Annotated in this window: 15 protein-coding genes; 5 read left to right on the top strand and 10 right to left on the bottom strand. The window is 64.0% G+C overall.

Going from position 1 to position 12,868, the window contains the following annotated elements; genetic code table 11:
* Positions 1–121: 121 nt before the first annotated feature.
* From EN846_RS06835 to EN846_RS06825, 3 genes are read right to left on the bottom strand one after another with little or no spacing between them, the layout of a single operon-like run.
* The gene (locus EN846_RS06835; protein WP_127285887.1) at positions 122–1,537 is read right to left on the bottom strand and encodes an ATP-binding protein; all 1,416 of its coding nucleotides are present in this window, start codon (positions 1,535–1,537) and stop codon (positions 122–124) included.
* A gap of 50 nt (positions 1,538–1,587) precedes the next feature.
* The gene (locus EN846_RS06830) at positions 1,588–2,307 is read right to left on the bottom strand and encodes a response regulator transcription factor (RefSeq protein ID WP_127393548.1); all 720 of its coding nucleotides are present in this window, start codon (positions 2,305–2,307) and stop codon (positions 1,588–1,590) included.
* Positions 2,294–2,827, bottom strand: a complete 534-nt coding sequence (locus tag EN846_RS06825; RefSeq protein WP_127285888.1) for a MarR family transcriptional regulator — start codon at positions 2,825–2,827, stop codon at positions 2,294–2,296. Before EN846_RS06825 ends, EN846_RS06830 begins: the two co-directional genes overlap by 14 nt.
* 244 nt (positions 2,828–3,071) lie before the next feature.
* Between EN846_RS06825 and EN846_RS06820 the strand changes: the two genes are divergently transcribed.
* From EN846_RS06820 to EN846_RS06810, 3 genes are all read left to right on the top strand, one after another.
* A complete protein-coding gene (locus EN846_RS06820) occupies positions 3,072–3,965 on the top strand; it encodes a branched-chain amino acid aminotransferase (protein WP_127285889.1) in 894 nt (297 codons plus the stop codon).
* Between the two features lie 147 nt (positions 3,966–4,112).
* On the top strand, positions 4,113–4,430 hold the full coding sequence (locus EN846_RS06815; RefSeq protein WP_127285890.1) for a hypothetical protein: 318 nt from the start codon (positions 4,113–4,115) through the stop codon (positions 4,428–4,430).
* A gap of 134 nt (positions 4,431–4,564) precedes the next feature.
* Positions 4,565–5,206: an MBL fold metallo-hydrolase gene (locus EN846_RS06810; protein WP_127393549.1), complete on the top strand. Its 642-nt coding sequence runs from the start codon at positions 4,565–4,567 to the stop codon at positions 5,204–5,206.
* 93 nt (positions 5,207–5,299) lie between these two features.
* Here the strand turns inward: EN846_RS06810 and EN846_RS06805 are convergent, their stop codons facing one another.
* From EN846_RS06805 to EN846_RS06795, 3 genes are all read right to left on the bottom strand, one after another.
* On the bottom strand, positions 5,300–5,728 hold the full coding sequence (locus EN846_RS06805) for a BA14K family protein (protein ID WP_127286567.1): 429 nt from the start codon (positions 5,726–5,728) through the stop codon (positions 5,300–5,302).
* Between the two features lie 194 nt (positions 5,729–5,922).
* Positions 5,923–6,135, bottom strand: a complete 213-nt coding sequence (locus EN846_RS06800) for a cold-shock protein (RefSeq protein WP_006202521.1) — start codon at positions 6,133–6,135, stop codon at positions 5,923–5,925.
* Positions 6,136–6,485: 350 nt separating this feature from the next.
* A complete protein-coding gene (locus tag EN846_RS06795; RefSeq protein ID WP_006202520.1) occupies positions 6,486–6,698 on the bottom strand; it encodes a cold-shock protein in 213 nt (70 codons plus the stop codon).
* A 512-nt stretch (positions 6,699–7,210) separates the two neighbouring features.
* Between EN846_RS06795 and EN846_RS06790 the strand changes: the two genes are divergently transcribed.
* On the top strand, positions 7,211–7,615 hold the full coding sequence (locus tag EN846_RS06790) for a Kazal-type serine protease inhibitor (protein WP_128346362.1): 405 nt from the start codon (positions 7,211–7,213) through the stop codon (positions 7,613–7,615).
* Between the two features lie 239 nt (positions 7,616–7,854).
* Entirely contained in the window at positions 7,855–9,489 is a 1,635-nt protein-coding gene (locus EN846_RS06785; protein WP_127309562.1) for a sulfotransferase, read from the top strand.
* 145 nt (positions 9,490–9,634) lie between these two features.
* Here EN846_RS06785 and EN846_RS06780 read toward each other — a convergent pair whose 3' ends face one another.
* The 4 genes from EN846_RS06780 to EN846_RS06765 all read right to left on the bottom strand — a co-directional run bounded on the left by EN846_RS06780 (position 9,635) and on the right by EN846_RS06765 (position 12,373).
* A complete protein-coding gene (locus EN846_RS06780; protein WP_127393677.1) occupies positions 9,635–9,988 on the bottom strand; it encodes a DUF1428 family protein in 354 nt (117 codons plus the stop codon).
* 10 nt (positions 9,989–9,998) lie between these two features.
* Complete coding sequence (locus tag EN846_RS06775; RefSeq protein ID WP_127286563.1) at positions 9,999–10,427, bottom strand: glyoxalase/bleomycin resistance/extradiol dioxygenase family protein; 429 nt, start codon at positions 10,425–10,427, stop codon at positions 9,999–10,001.
* A gap of 123 nt (positions 10,428–10,550) precedes the next feature.
* On the bottom strand, positions 10,551–10,739 hold the full coding sequence (locus EN846_RS06770; RefSeq protein ID WP_127393678.1) for a hypothetical protein: 189 nt from the start codon (positions 10,737–10,739) through the stop codon (positions 10,551–10,553).
* A gap of 107 nt (positions 10,740–10,846) precedes the next feature.
* Complete coding sequence (locus tag EN846_RS06765; protein WP_127393679.1) at positions 10,847–12,373, bottom strand: ABC-F family ATP-binding cassette domain-containing protein; 1,527 nt, start codon at positions 12,371–12,373, stop codon at positions 10,847–10,849.
* Positions 12,374–12,868 lie beyond the last annotated feature (495 nt).

The raw sequence follows: 12,868 nt of genomic DNA, 5'->3' as shown, positions 1-12,868 counted from the left end.
CGCGGGCTCGAACCGGGGCGGCAGGGCCGAATCAACTAAAGTCACACGTTTCATGCGCGCTCTTCACCATGGTTTCATGACGAGCGGATGAAGCCGGCAATTCTTGCTTGGAAACCCCGGGCTAGGCCGGAACCTTGATTACCGCGCGCAGGCCGCCAAGCGGGCTGTCTTCCAGCATGATGTCGCCGCCATGACTGCGGGCGATATCGCGGGCGATGGAGAGGCCAAGGCCGGTCCCGCTGGCGTCGAGATTGCGCGCCTCGTCGAGCCGCAGGAAGGGCTTGAACACTTCCTCGCGCTTTTCGCGCGGAATGCCCGGCCCGTTGTCATCGACGGTGACTTGAAGCGAACCGCCTCTGTGATCGGCGTTGATCTCCACGGTCCTCGCATAGCGGAAGGCGTTGCCGATGACGTTGGACAAGAGCCGGGCGAAGGCGTTCGGACGCACATGCACGTGCGGATCGCCGACAAGCGTGGTCGACAGCTTGCATTTGCGCAGCGCCGCCTCCTCGCCGAGTTTCTGGAAATAGGCGTCGAGGTCGAAACGGCCGGGGTCCTCCGATGCCTCGCCGCGGGCGAAGGCGAGATAGCCCTCGAGCATCGACTGCATGTCGTCGATGTCCTGGTCGAGCGCCGCCTTGGTCTCGGCCTTGCCGGGCGCCAGCGCCAGCTGCAGCTTGAAGCGGGTGAGGATGGTCCTGAGGTCATGACTGACGCCGGTCAGCATGGCGGTGCGCTGCTCGATCTGGCGTTCGATGCGCTCGCGCATCTGGATGAAGGCAAAGCCGGCGCGGCGAACCTCCTCGGCGCCGCGCGGGCGGAAATCCCGCGGCATCGGCCGTCCTTTGCCGAAGCTCTCGGCGGCCTCGGCAAGCGTCAGGATCGGCCGGATCTGGTTGCGCAGGAAAGGAATGGCGATCATCAGCAGCACCAGCGAGGTGCCGACCATCCAGATCAGGAAGATGTGGGTGTTGGAGGCATAGGCCTGGCTGCGGCGCACGAAGACGCGCAGCACCTTGCCTTCGAGCTGGACGCGGACCTCGACGATGTTGGAATTGCCGACGGTGTCGATCCAGAACGGCCGGTTGATCTGGCGGGTGATCTCGGCCGAGAGGATCTCGTCGAGGATCGAGAAGAACGGTTTCGGTCCGGGCGGCGGCAGCGGATCGGGCGGCAAAAGGTCGACCTTGAGCTGCATGCGATCCTGGGCGATGCGGATGATGTTGGCGTAGTCGGCATCGTGCGGATAGGTTTCCATCATGTCGATGATGGCGGCGATGTCGCGCACGGTCGCCTGTGACAGGCGCTGCGTCACGGTCTGCCAGTGGCGTTCCATGAAGACGAAGGCGACGACCGACTGCAGCAGGATCATTGGAGCGATGACGATGATCAGGGAGCGGGCGTAGAGCCGCTTCGGCATGTATAGCGCGACCAGGCGCCAGAACCGGTTCCAGGCGCGCGACATGGCTTTCAGCACTCGCATCGCGCGATCGCTCAAGCCGTCATTTCCCGGCCTTTCCAGTTGCGTGGTCGCCATCCGCCCTTCCGCTCGTCAACGGCCGTTCAGCAAAGGGCCTTACAGATAATCTATTCCACGCTGAGCCGATACCCAATACCGCGCACCGTCTGCAGCCAGACCGGGTTGGACGGGTCGCGCTCGATCTTGCGGCGCAGCCGGTTGATCTGGACATCGATGGTGCGCTCGCCGACGTCCGACTCGTCGCCGACCAGTTCATGGCGCGGTATCGTCTCGCCGGCGCGCGCGGCAAAGATCGCCAGGATCTCCTGCTCGCGGTCGGTCAGCTTCAGCGCCTCGCCGCCACGCTTCAGCTCGCGCCTGGCGATCTGGAAGGTGTAGGGGCCGAACACCAGCTGCTCGACCTTGGGCGTCGCCACCGGGCCGCCGCGGCGCAGGATGTTGTTGATGCGCAGGATCAGCTCGCGCGGGTCGAACGGCTTCGGCAGATAGTCGTCCGCGCCGGCCTCCAATCCGGTGATGCGGCTGTCGGTTTCGGACAGCGCGGTCAGCATCAGGATCGGCACGTTCTTTTCGGCCCTGAGCGCCTTGGTGAGGTCGACGCCGGTTTCGCCCGGCATCATCACGTCGAGCACGAGCAGGTCGAAATCGAGGCCGGCGAGCTTGCGCCGGGCCTCGCCAGAATTGCCGGCGACGGTGACGCGGAAGCCGTTTTCGGACAGGTACTGCTTGAGCAGGTTGCGGATACGGGTGTCGTCATCGACGACAAGCAGATGCGGCGCGTCATCGTCCGGCACTGTCGGATGATCAACCCTCTCAATGGTCTCCATGGCTCTTCCCCGATATTTTCGCAGGCACAATGTCGATCTGCGCTCTTAGTTCCGGATTGACCATCGCTTCCAGGAAACGTTCGATCGAGGCGCGGTCGGCGGCACCGGAATCCTCCAATGCAGCATGGATGCGGCGTGACTGTGGCCGCGCCAGCGCCAGGGCCAGGGCGCGGCCCTTGGCGGTCGGGTAAAGTTCGCGCTGGCGGCGGTCGCGCGGTCCTTGCAACTGGACGATATGGTCGGTGTCGATGAGCTGCTTGAGCACGCGCGCCAGGCTCTGCTTGGTGATCTTGAGCACGTCGAGCAATTCGGCGACGGTCAGGCCAGGCCTGCGGTTGACGAAATGCAGGACACGGTGATGGGCGCGGCCGAAGCCGTAGTCGGCCAGAATCTGGTCCGGATCGGAAGTGAAGTCGCGATAGGCAAAGAAAAGCAGCTCGATGATGGCGAAGTCGATGCCGTCCTCGTCGGTGATCGCCGTCCTGATCGGTTTGCCGGCGGCATTGCTCTGATCCGTCATCTTGTCTCCATGCGAAGGGGAATTATGTCAGTACTATTGACGTAATTTCCCGGCAATGGTAATTTTTGACAAGCTTTTCGGCGGATTGCGAACGAAAAGGCAAGGGGGAGCCGTTTTTCCGGAACTTCCTGAGTTTGCCATACCTTTGATATCCGCCTACGCTTTCGGACCCCGGCCGCGTGCCGCGGCCGACACGAAACACACGATACAACGATGTGCGGGCTTTCGCCCGCGGGAGGTTTCCATGGCATCCGTTCCTTTCGACCAACTGGACGGCTTCATCTGGATGAACGGCGAGTTCGTCGCGTGGGCCGACGCCAAGATTCATGTGCTGACCCATGGCCTGCACTATGCCAGCGCCGTCTTCGAGGGCGAGCGCGCCTATGGCGGCGAGATCTTCAAGCTCACCGAGCATACCGAGCGCCTGCATGAATCGGCGCGCCTGCTCGGCTTCAAGATCCCCTACACGGTCGCCGAACTCGACGACGCCTGCCGCACGCTGTTGAAGAAGCAGGGCTTCCAGGACGCCTATGTGCGCCCGATCGCCTGGCGCGGCAGCGAGCAGATGGGCGTTTCGGCGCAGAACAACCGCATCAACTGCGCCATCGCCATCTGGCAGTGGCCGAGCTATTTCGACCCGGCGCAGAAACTGAAGGGCATTCGCCTCGACCTCGCCGAATGGCGCCGGCCCGATCCGCGCACCGCGCCGTCGAAGTCGAAGGCCGCCGGCCTCTACATGATCTGCACGCTGTCCAAGCATGCCGCCGAGGCCAAGGGCTATGCCGACGCCATGATGCTGGACTGGCGCGGCCAGGTCGCCGAGGCGACCGGCGCCAACATCTTCTTCGTCAAGGACGGCAAGATCCATACGCCGAAGCCCGACTGCTTCCTCGACGGCATTACCCGTCGCACCGTGATCGGGCTGGCCAAGGAACGCGGCCTGGAGGTGATCGAGCGCGCAATCATGCCGGAAGAACTCGAGGGCTTCGAGCAGTGCTTCCTCACCGGCACGGCAGCCGAAGTGACGCCGGTTTCGGAGATCGGTCCATACCGATTCGAGGTTGGCGAGATCGCCAAGTCGCTGATGAATGACTATTCTGCTGCAGTGCAACCAAAGCATGCGATCGCCGCAGAATAGCGATAAGTCACAGCTTTTTTGTCTTACAGGGGCGGTTTTCAGGCCGCCCCTTTTATTTAAGCCCCAGTGCATTTGACTTTCGGCCAATTCAGCGTCTCATGATGACGTCGGCCCGAGGAGGCTGGCAGTCATGGAGGGACTGTTAACATGGATACGAACACGCTCGTTGCGATCGTTGTTCAGGTGATTACGGGTATCATTGGTGGTCAGGCAGTGGGCGCGGCGCTGAAGCAAGCGGCGCTGGGTCAGCTTCCCAAAATCCTGGGCGGTGCCATCGGTGGCGTCGGCGGCGCGGCGATCCTCGGCAGCCTGCTCGGCGGTGGCACGATCGATCCGGCGGCGGCTGCCGCGGCGGCAGGCGGATTGGGCAGCGCGTTGAACATTCCAAACATCGTTGGCGGCGCGGGCGGCGGCGCCATCCTGACCGGCATCATCGGCGCGGTCCTGAATGCGATGAAGAAATAGGCCTGCCAGGTTCGGGCTTTTCGCATGGGCGGCTTCGGCCGCCCATTTGTTTTCGGCTCATCGAGATCGTCACTGCCGGTGGACGCCGTTCGCATGTGTCTCTACATCGGGGCAGACACAGCGAAAGGACAATCATGGGTCAGCTCAACGCCGGCATCGTGCCGGTCACGCCCTTCCAGCAGAACTGCACGATCCTCTTCGACATGGACGACAGACAGGGAGTCGTGGTCGACCCCGGCGGCGATGTCGACAAGGTGCTGGCGGTGCTGAAGGACAATGACATCAGGGCTGGCGCTATCTGGATCACCCATGGCCATGTCGACCATGCCGGAGGCGCGATGGAACTGAAGGAGGCGCTCGGCGTCGATATCATTGGCCCGCACGAGGCCGACAGGCCGCTGCTCGCCAACCTCGAAAACCAGGCCAAGCGCTTCGGCATCACCGACGCGGTGCGCAACTGCGTGCCGGACCGCTTCCTCGCCGAGGGCGAGGCGGTCTCGTTCGGGGAGCATGTCTTCGAGGTCCTGCATTGCCCTGGCCATGCGCCGGGCCACGTCGTCTACTTCAACCGCGCGGCCAAGTTCGCCCATGTCGGCGACGTGCTGTTTCGCGGCTCGATCGGGCGCACCGACCTGCCCGGCGGCGACCACGCCGCGCTGATTGCTTCGATCAAGGACAAGCTTCTGCCGCTCGGCGACGACATCGGCTTCATCTGCGGCCACGGCCCCGGCGGCCGCTTCGGCGAGGAGCGCCGCACCAATCCGTTCCTGACCTGAATCTCAACACCCCCTGGGTGAGCGCCTAAAGGACCCCAAACAAAAAAGCGCTGGCCTTGCGGTCAGCGCTTTCCTGTTTGGGGCAGGGAAGCCTCAGTTGGCGACGCAGAAGTGCTGCTCGCCATCATTGCCGGTGAAGGTACCGGTGCGGGAATTGAAGGTGCGATAGCGGTCCGAGCAGTATTCGTACCAGGCACGGGTCCACGGTTCCGCATAGCGGTCGGCATAGACGACGCGCGGCTGCGCATAATAGCGGCGAACCGGAGCCGGCCGCACATAGCGGTAGTCATAGTCGTCGTAGCCCGGCTCGTAATAGCTGTTGTAGCGAGGCTGCGGGTTGCTCAACGCGCCGGCGATCAGGGCGCCGGCAGCAAGGCCGACAACGCCGGCGGCGAGGGCGTCGTTGTGGTTGTGATGGTGACGGCGCCAGCGCCAGTCATCGGCATTGGCCGCCGGCAAGGTGGCCAATATGGTCGCGGCGATGCCGGTGGACAGAATGGCGGTCTTGAGAATTCGATTCATTTCGGTCTCCTTCGCGCCGGCCCGTGTACTTTCGGGGGGATGCGGACCGGCTTTAGCAAAGGTTAATAAGAGACCGTGGCTGAACGGAGGCTGAACGAAATCCGGCCTGACATTTCGATTGCTTGCGCAAAACCATAGACCCGGCGAGAGCGGACCCGCCTCATCAGTCTCCGCCAGGTCTGTCCTGAACCGGCTCAGCCGATCGACAGGTTGACGGCCTTCGGACCCTTGCCGCGCTTGTCCGGCTCGGTGTCGAATGTCACTTTCTGCCCATCCTCAAGACCGGGAAGACCCGACGCCTGCACGGCCGAAATATGGACGAAGACATCCTTCGCGCCATCGTCCGGCGTGATGAAGCCGAAGCCTTTGGCATGATTGAAGAACTTGACGGTGCCGGTCTGCGGCATGGGAAGCTCCTTATGATCCCATAAAGTCCAGTTTCGGGCCGGCAAATGCCCGAGTGGAAATTTGTCCTTTATTTTAGCGCTATCGGCAAGAGAAAGTTTTTGCCCCGCCCGGCAGGCATTTTGGCAGCGCTTTGCGTCCGCCGCGCTTCGCGTGCCGTGATCCAAATTGTCGTTTTGGTGCACGCCGTTAGCCGAATGCCCGGTACCGTTCGGCGAGCCTTCCACCGGGCATGGAAAAGGCGCGACGGTGACCGTCGCGCCTTCGAGAATTCAGCCCGGCTCGGAAGCCGGTTCACGACCTTGCAGCGCGCCATCGCTCCTCCGCGCGGGCGATGCCCCAGATCGATCGATCAGGCAGCGCGGAGATTGACCGCCTTCGGACCCTTGCCCATGCGGTCGGGCTCGACGTCGAAGGTGACCTTCTGGCCGTCGACCAGGGTGCGCAGGCCCGAAGCCTCGATCGCCGAGATATGGACGAACACATCCTTGGCGCCGCCGTCAGGCGTGATGAAGCCGAAGCCTTTGGTGGCGTTGAAAAACTTTACGGTGCCGGTCTGGGCCATTGGGGGAAACTCCTCTCACCCGTGTCAGTCATATGGTTTGCCCGCCGCTGGCGCCTTGGGCATGTCCCGGTGGTTGCTTCGGCAGTCATGCATTGGCGCATGGTCAAACCCCCCGCCGAAAAACGGGGCCGTCAGAGATTCACAGTATCGGGGAAAGGTCGTCCAAAACGTTCCGCTCTCCGGGTCGCAAATGCCCGAACACGGAATTTATCGCACGGAAACGTGATGGTTGCAAGACAGCGCCGCGGGTGGGCCCGATGGGCGCCCCCGACGCAGCGCTTCGATAGACCCGGCCCCATGCCCCGGTCATCGGCCAGAGCCCGGCCACGCATGGGCCAGCGGCCCCTCGCGGGTGGCCGGACGGCGCCAGCGGCGGCGCCATTTCGTCCGCAAACGGGGGTTGCATTTGTCAGAGGAATGGCGAGGATCGGCAGGCGTGTTTTGCGCCGGAGCGGGGGTCATTGCACTTTGGTTTGCGCATGCTCTTCGGACCCATGCGCCGGGAGGTATTCATGAGATTTATTGCGACGCTTTTCTCGCGACAGGGCTTTGCTCTCCTGTTCCTGTCGGCACTTCTAGCAGCCTGCACGGTGGTGGTTGACGAAGGTCCTGGACCGCGCCCGCCAAGGCCGGAGCCGCAATTCTGCACCAGGGAGTATGAGCCGGTCTGCGCCCGCCGCGGCGGCGACCGCCAGACCTTCGCCAATGCCTGCCTTGCCGACCGGGCCGGGTATCGCATCGTGCGCGATGGCCCATGCCGCGACGGCGGTGGGGGCGGCGGTGGCGACGAGCCGACCTTCTGCACCCGCGAATACGCTCCGGTCTGCGCCCGCCGCGGCGGGCAATTGCGCACCTTCCCGAATGGATGCGAGGCCCGCGCCGCGGACTATCGCATCATCGGTGACGGCCCGTGCTGAGCAAGCAAGGCCTCGTCGTCGCGAGCGGCGAGGCCTTGCGGCGGCAGATCCCATCTCCTTTTTGCCGAGGAGATGGCCATCTCCATCTGCGACCGGCGAAGCCGTTGCGTCTTGAAACTGCCGGCCGCATGGCTTAGGTCCGGCAAGCGGACAAACACGGCAGGTTTCCCATCACCAGAGATCCAAGACGAGGCGCGGGTTCCGGCCCTGGCGGGCAGACGCTGGGGCTCGATCAGCGCGTGCAGCAGGCGCTGCAACTGCATCAGGCCGGCCGTCGGCAAGAGGCGGAGATTCTCTACCGCCAGGTGCTGGCGCAAAAGGCGAACCATGCCGCGGCCGCGCATTTCCTCGGGCTTCTGCTGCACCAGACCGGGCGCGGCGAAGAGGGGCTGGCGCTGATCGAGCAGTCGGTGCGCCTGCAGCCCGGCAATCCCGATTTCCTCAACAATCTGGGTACCGTGCTGCGCGACCTCGGCCGCGTCGCGGCTGCGGTCGATTGGTTCCGCAAGGCGGTGACGTTGCGGCCGGACCAGCTGGCGGTGCGCGACAATCTCGGCTCGGCGCTGAAGCAACTCGGCCAGTTCGAGGGCGCCGAAGACATCTATCGCGGCACGATCGGCCGCAATCCGTTCCATGTGCGCGCCCGCATCGGGCTGGCCGAGACGCTGCAGGAGGCGGGGCGGCTGGACGAGGCGATCGCGGTGTTCCGCGAGGCGCTGGCGATCCGGCCGAAGGACGCCGACCTGCTGTACGGACTGGGCGTCGGCATGATGGAGAAGGGCAAGCTGGACGAGGCGGCCGACCTCGCCCGGCAGGCGCTGGCGATCGCTCCCGCCATGGCAAGGGCATGGCTGCTGCTGACGCAGGTCAAGCGCCAGACCGAGCGCGACGCCGAACTCGTCGGCATGGAGGCGCAACACGCCAAGGCGCCGCAGGGAAGCCTGGCGCGCATGCAGCTTTCCTTCGGCCTCGGCAAGGCCAATGACGACCTTAAGGATTATCCCCGCGCCTTCGACTATTTCGCCGAGGGCAATGCCATCCGCCGCACCGGCATCGACTACGATCCGGCGAGGACGCGCGATGAATTCGAGGCGATGAAGGCGACGTTCGATAGGGCGTTCTACGAAAAGCACAAGCCAAGTTCGATCGCCGACGACACCCCGATCTTCGTCGTCGGTATGCCGCGTTCCGGCACCACGCTGGTCGAGCAGATCATCGCCAGCCATCCGCAGGTCTATGGCGCGGGCGAGCTCAGCATCCTGAAGACGGCGGTCGGCAAGCAGTTTCCGCTCACCATGAAGGGCGGCTTTCCGCAAGGCATCGCCGACATGCCCGACAAGGCCTTCGGCGAAGCGGGCGAGGCCTATCTCGATATGCTGCATGCCCGCTATCCGGGCTTCCGCCATGTCACCGACAAGATGCCCGGCAACTTCCTGCTGGTCGGCTTCATCCATCTGATGCTGCCGCAGGCGAAGATCATCCATTGCGCGCGCGATGCGGCGGCCACCTGCCTGTCGATCTACAAGGTGCATTTCCGCGGCGACAGCCACCGTTACGGCTACGATCTCGGTGAGCTCGCCGACTTCCACAATCTCTATGCCGACATCATGGCGCATTGGCGCAACGTGCTGCCCGGCGTCGTTCACGATGTGCGCTACGAGGATTTCGTTGCCGACCAGGAAGGGCAGACGCGGGCGCTGATGGCGCATCTCGGCCTGCCCTGGGACGACAAGGTGCTGTCCTTCCACGAGACCGACCGTCCCGTGCGCACGGCCTCGGCCGCCCAGGTGCGCCAGCCGATGTACCAGGGCTCGGTCGACCTTTGGAAGCGTTATGGGGACAGGCTGAAGCCGCTGCTGGACAAGCTTGGCTGATATTGAGGTGAGGCCGGCCTGCGAACGGCGGCTCCCTGCGCTTCCGGTGCTCACGTACGTTAAGTACGCTCCGCTCCGGTTCTCGGGAACCGCCATTCTCGACTCGGCCTGACCTCAATCTCAACCCAGCTTGGGGCCGAGCTCCTCAAAGCTCGATGAACGTCTGGAAGCCGCCAAAGATCATGCGCTTCCCGTCGAACGGCATTGTCGGCCAATCGGCCTTCAGCCGCTCGTCGACCATTATCTTCGCCATCACTTCGTCGCGCCGTGTTCGCGACTCGTAGACAACCCATGCAAAGACGACGACCTCGTCGTCCTTGGCCTGCACGGCGCGCGGGAACGAGGTGAGCTCGCCATAGGGCACGTCGTCGCCGATGCATTCGACATAGGAAAGCGCGCCGTACTCCATCCAGATGGTGCCTGCTTGCCCAGCCATCTTCTTATAGGCGTCGAGATTTGCCTTGGGGACGGCGAGAACGAAACCATCGACATAGGACATCGTGTTTCTCCTATGCCTTCTTGACAGGCGCGTTCATCGCCCATTCGACACCGAACGGATCGCGCATGTTGCCCCACTGGTCGCCCCAGAACATCACCTGCAGCGGCATGACGACCTCGCAGCCGGCGTCGACGGCGCGCTTCCACCAGGCCTCGATGTCGTCGCTGCCGAGATGGAGCTGCATCGTGTAGCCCTGCGGCTTCACGGGCGACATGCCGTGCTCGGGATAGAAGTCGGAGATCATCAGCGTCGAGCCGTTGATGTGGAGATGGATGTGCATGGTGCGGCCCTGCTCATCCGGCGGATAGAAGAATACCTGCTCGGCGCCGAAGGCCTTCTTGTAGAATTCGGCGGCCTTGAAGGCGCCGTCGAGCTGCAGATAGGGGGTCAATCCACCGAGCACTTTGGCGGCCGGCTGAACGGGGGTCTGGTCGGTCATTTTCTGCTCCTCTTTGCGTTTTGGTCTGACCTTGCGAACCACAGGACGAACGAGACGGCCGCGATCCTACACGGGCCTCGGATTCTTTTCGAACCGCCGAAACCGCGCCGGGCTGGTCGCCTGTCAAATCACCCTGGCCGAGCAGGTTACCGCGCCGGCGCGAGGGCTGTACTGCACGTCGAAGATTTCCGGAACGCCGATGTCCTTGCGCAGTTCGGCAGGGAGCGAAAGCAGGATACGCTCGCTGCGGTAGCGGGCGCGCGTCGCCGCGTACCGGGTTGCGATGCGACCGATGGATGACAGGACCGACATGATGAATTCTCCCTGGTTGATGCCGGCATCATCGTGTCGGCATCCCAAGGACGTGGCGCGTCCCGGCTATCCGACAGATCGCCGGGATTTTTTCGACCGGAGATTTTTCAGTTACCCCACTCGGCCACCGCGCGGAAGAAATCCTCGGGGTCGTCGACCTCGGTCAGGCGGCGTTTCTCGATCAGCCAGAAGCGGTTGCCGACGGCGCGGATGAAGGCGCGGTCGTGCGAGGCGAGAACGCAGCTCGCCTGCTGCGCCAGCAGTTCCGCCTCCAGCGCTTCCTGGCCGTCGATGTCGAGATGGTTGGTCGGCTCGTCGAGCAGGTAGAAATTGGGATTGGCAAGCCTGAGCGCCAGCATCACCAGCCGGGCCTTCTGACCGCCCGACAAAAGCCCGATCCGGCGCGCCTGCATGTCGATGGCAACGCCGGCGCCGGCGAGCAGCGAGCGGGCGCGTTGTTCGCCAATGTCGAATCTGCGTGTCACCATCGCCAGCGGCGTGTCGCCGCCGCTCATGCCCGACAGAGCCTGATCGCTGTAGCCGAGCATCGTCGACGGCGTCACCTTCACGTTCCGTACGCTTTCCGGCTCGGCGACGGCGTTGCGGAGCAGGGTGACGAAGCGCGACTTGCCGACCCCGTTGCGGCCGAGCAGCACGATGCGGTCGCCCTGGCAGATGTGGCGCTTGCCGGTCCGGAACAGCAGCGTGCCGTCAGGTGTTTCCACTGCCGCGTCGTCGAGCGTGATCATGACCTTGGCGTGGGTGCCGCTGTTGGCGAGCCTGATGGCGCCTGCCGAACGCTCGCGGTGCGCCGGCATGGCCGCGTCTTCCAGCTTCTCCGCCCGCTGGTTGAGCTGCTTGGTCTTGACGGTCAGCAGGTCGCTGCCCGAATTGATGCCGATGTTGTTGAGCTTGGCCGCCTGGCGGCGGAGTTGCTGGGCGACCTTCATGTCGCGCTCGAACTTGCGCGCCGTCGAGGCATCGACGTCATCGAGCGCCTCGCGCGCCCGCGAATAGGGAAGCGAGAACACCGGCGACTGCTCCGGGCGCAGGAACAGCGTGCGGTTGGTGGTGGCGTCGAGGAAAGCGCGATCGTGGCTGGCGATGATGACCGGCACCTCGCGCGGCAGCGCGTTCAGCCAGTTTTCCAGCTGGCCGATTTTCGCCAGGTCGAGATGGTTGGTCGGCTCGTCGAGCAGCAGCACATCGGGTTCGGCGACCCATGCGCGGGCGATCAGCGCCAATCGCTGCCAGCCGCCGCTCAAAGCGCGCATCGCCCTTTCGCGCATCGGCTCCGGCACGTCGAGGGAGTCGAGAACTACATCGACCCGCCACAGCTCACTATCGGCCTGGTCGGGCGGCAAGGCATCGGCCACCACTTGATGGAAGGTCCGATCGAGAAGCGCGTCGGGGACTGATTGCTCGACATGGCCGACGCGCAGGCCGCGCGACCGGGTGATGTCGCCGCTGGTGGCTTCCAACTCGCCGGTCAGGCATTTGAGCAAGGTGGATTTGCCGCGGCCGTTGGCGGCGACGATGCCGAGCCGGTCGCCGGCGGCGATGGTGAGGTCGAGATTGGAAAACAGCGGCGCACTCATGGTGACGCCGAGGGATTTGAGGCTGATCAGGGCCATAACGATTTCTCTGGTCTTGCCGGGAACCGGCTGATGCACCTTGACGGTGCGCTGGCTGATCAACGGATCAGCTTAGCGGCACCACGAAAGGGCAGACCAAAAATCGAAACGGGAAAACCCGGACCGTCCGGTCAGCCCTGCAAGCAAGCTCGCAGGGCGGAAATCGGGCCACGCTGACGATGGTGATCGATAAACACGCAGCCCTCCTTTCTGGACGTTCGAGTAGGGAGATTGGGTACACCGGAGGAGGGGCGGATGGCAAGGGGCCAGGCGGGGAAGGACTCCCCTTCTCCCCCTGTGGGAGAAGGTGTCGCCGAAGGCGACGGATGAGGGGTGCTCCAGAAAACACCAACCTCTCACCCCGCTGGAACACCCCTTGTGTGTCTGGAATCGTGCATTGTTGAGGGGTGCCACGGACCAGGTGCTTGCCTGATCCGTGGCGGCGGTCGAGAGCCCGTCACCCCTCAGGTAGCCTAAACCGTGGATGAGCTGGGG

It is taken from the genome of Mesorhizobium sp. M4B.F.Ca.ET.203.01.1.1 (assembly GCF_004791025.1).
In the GTDB taxonomy this organism is placed as follows: Bacteria; Pseudomonadota; Alphaproteobacteria; order Rhizobiales; family Rhizobiaceae; genus Mesorhizobium; species Mesorhizobium abyssinicae.
Note: the sequence above shows the minus strand (reverse complement) of the source record. Positions and strands in the feature narration are given on the sequence as shown.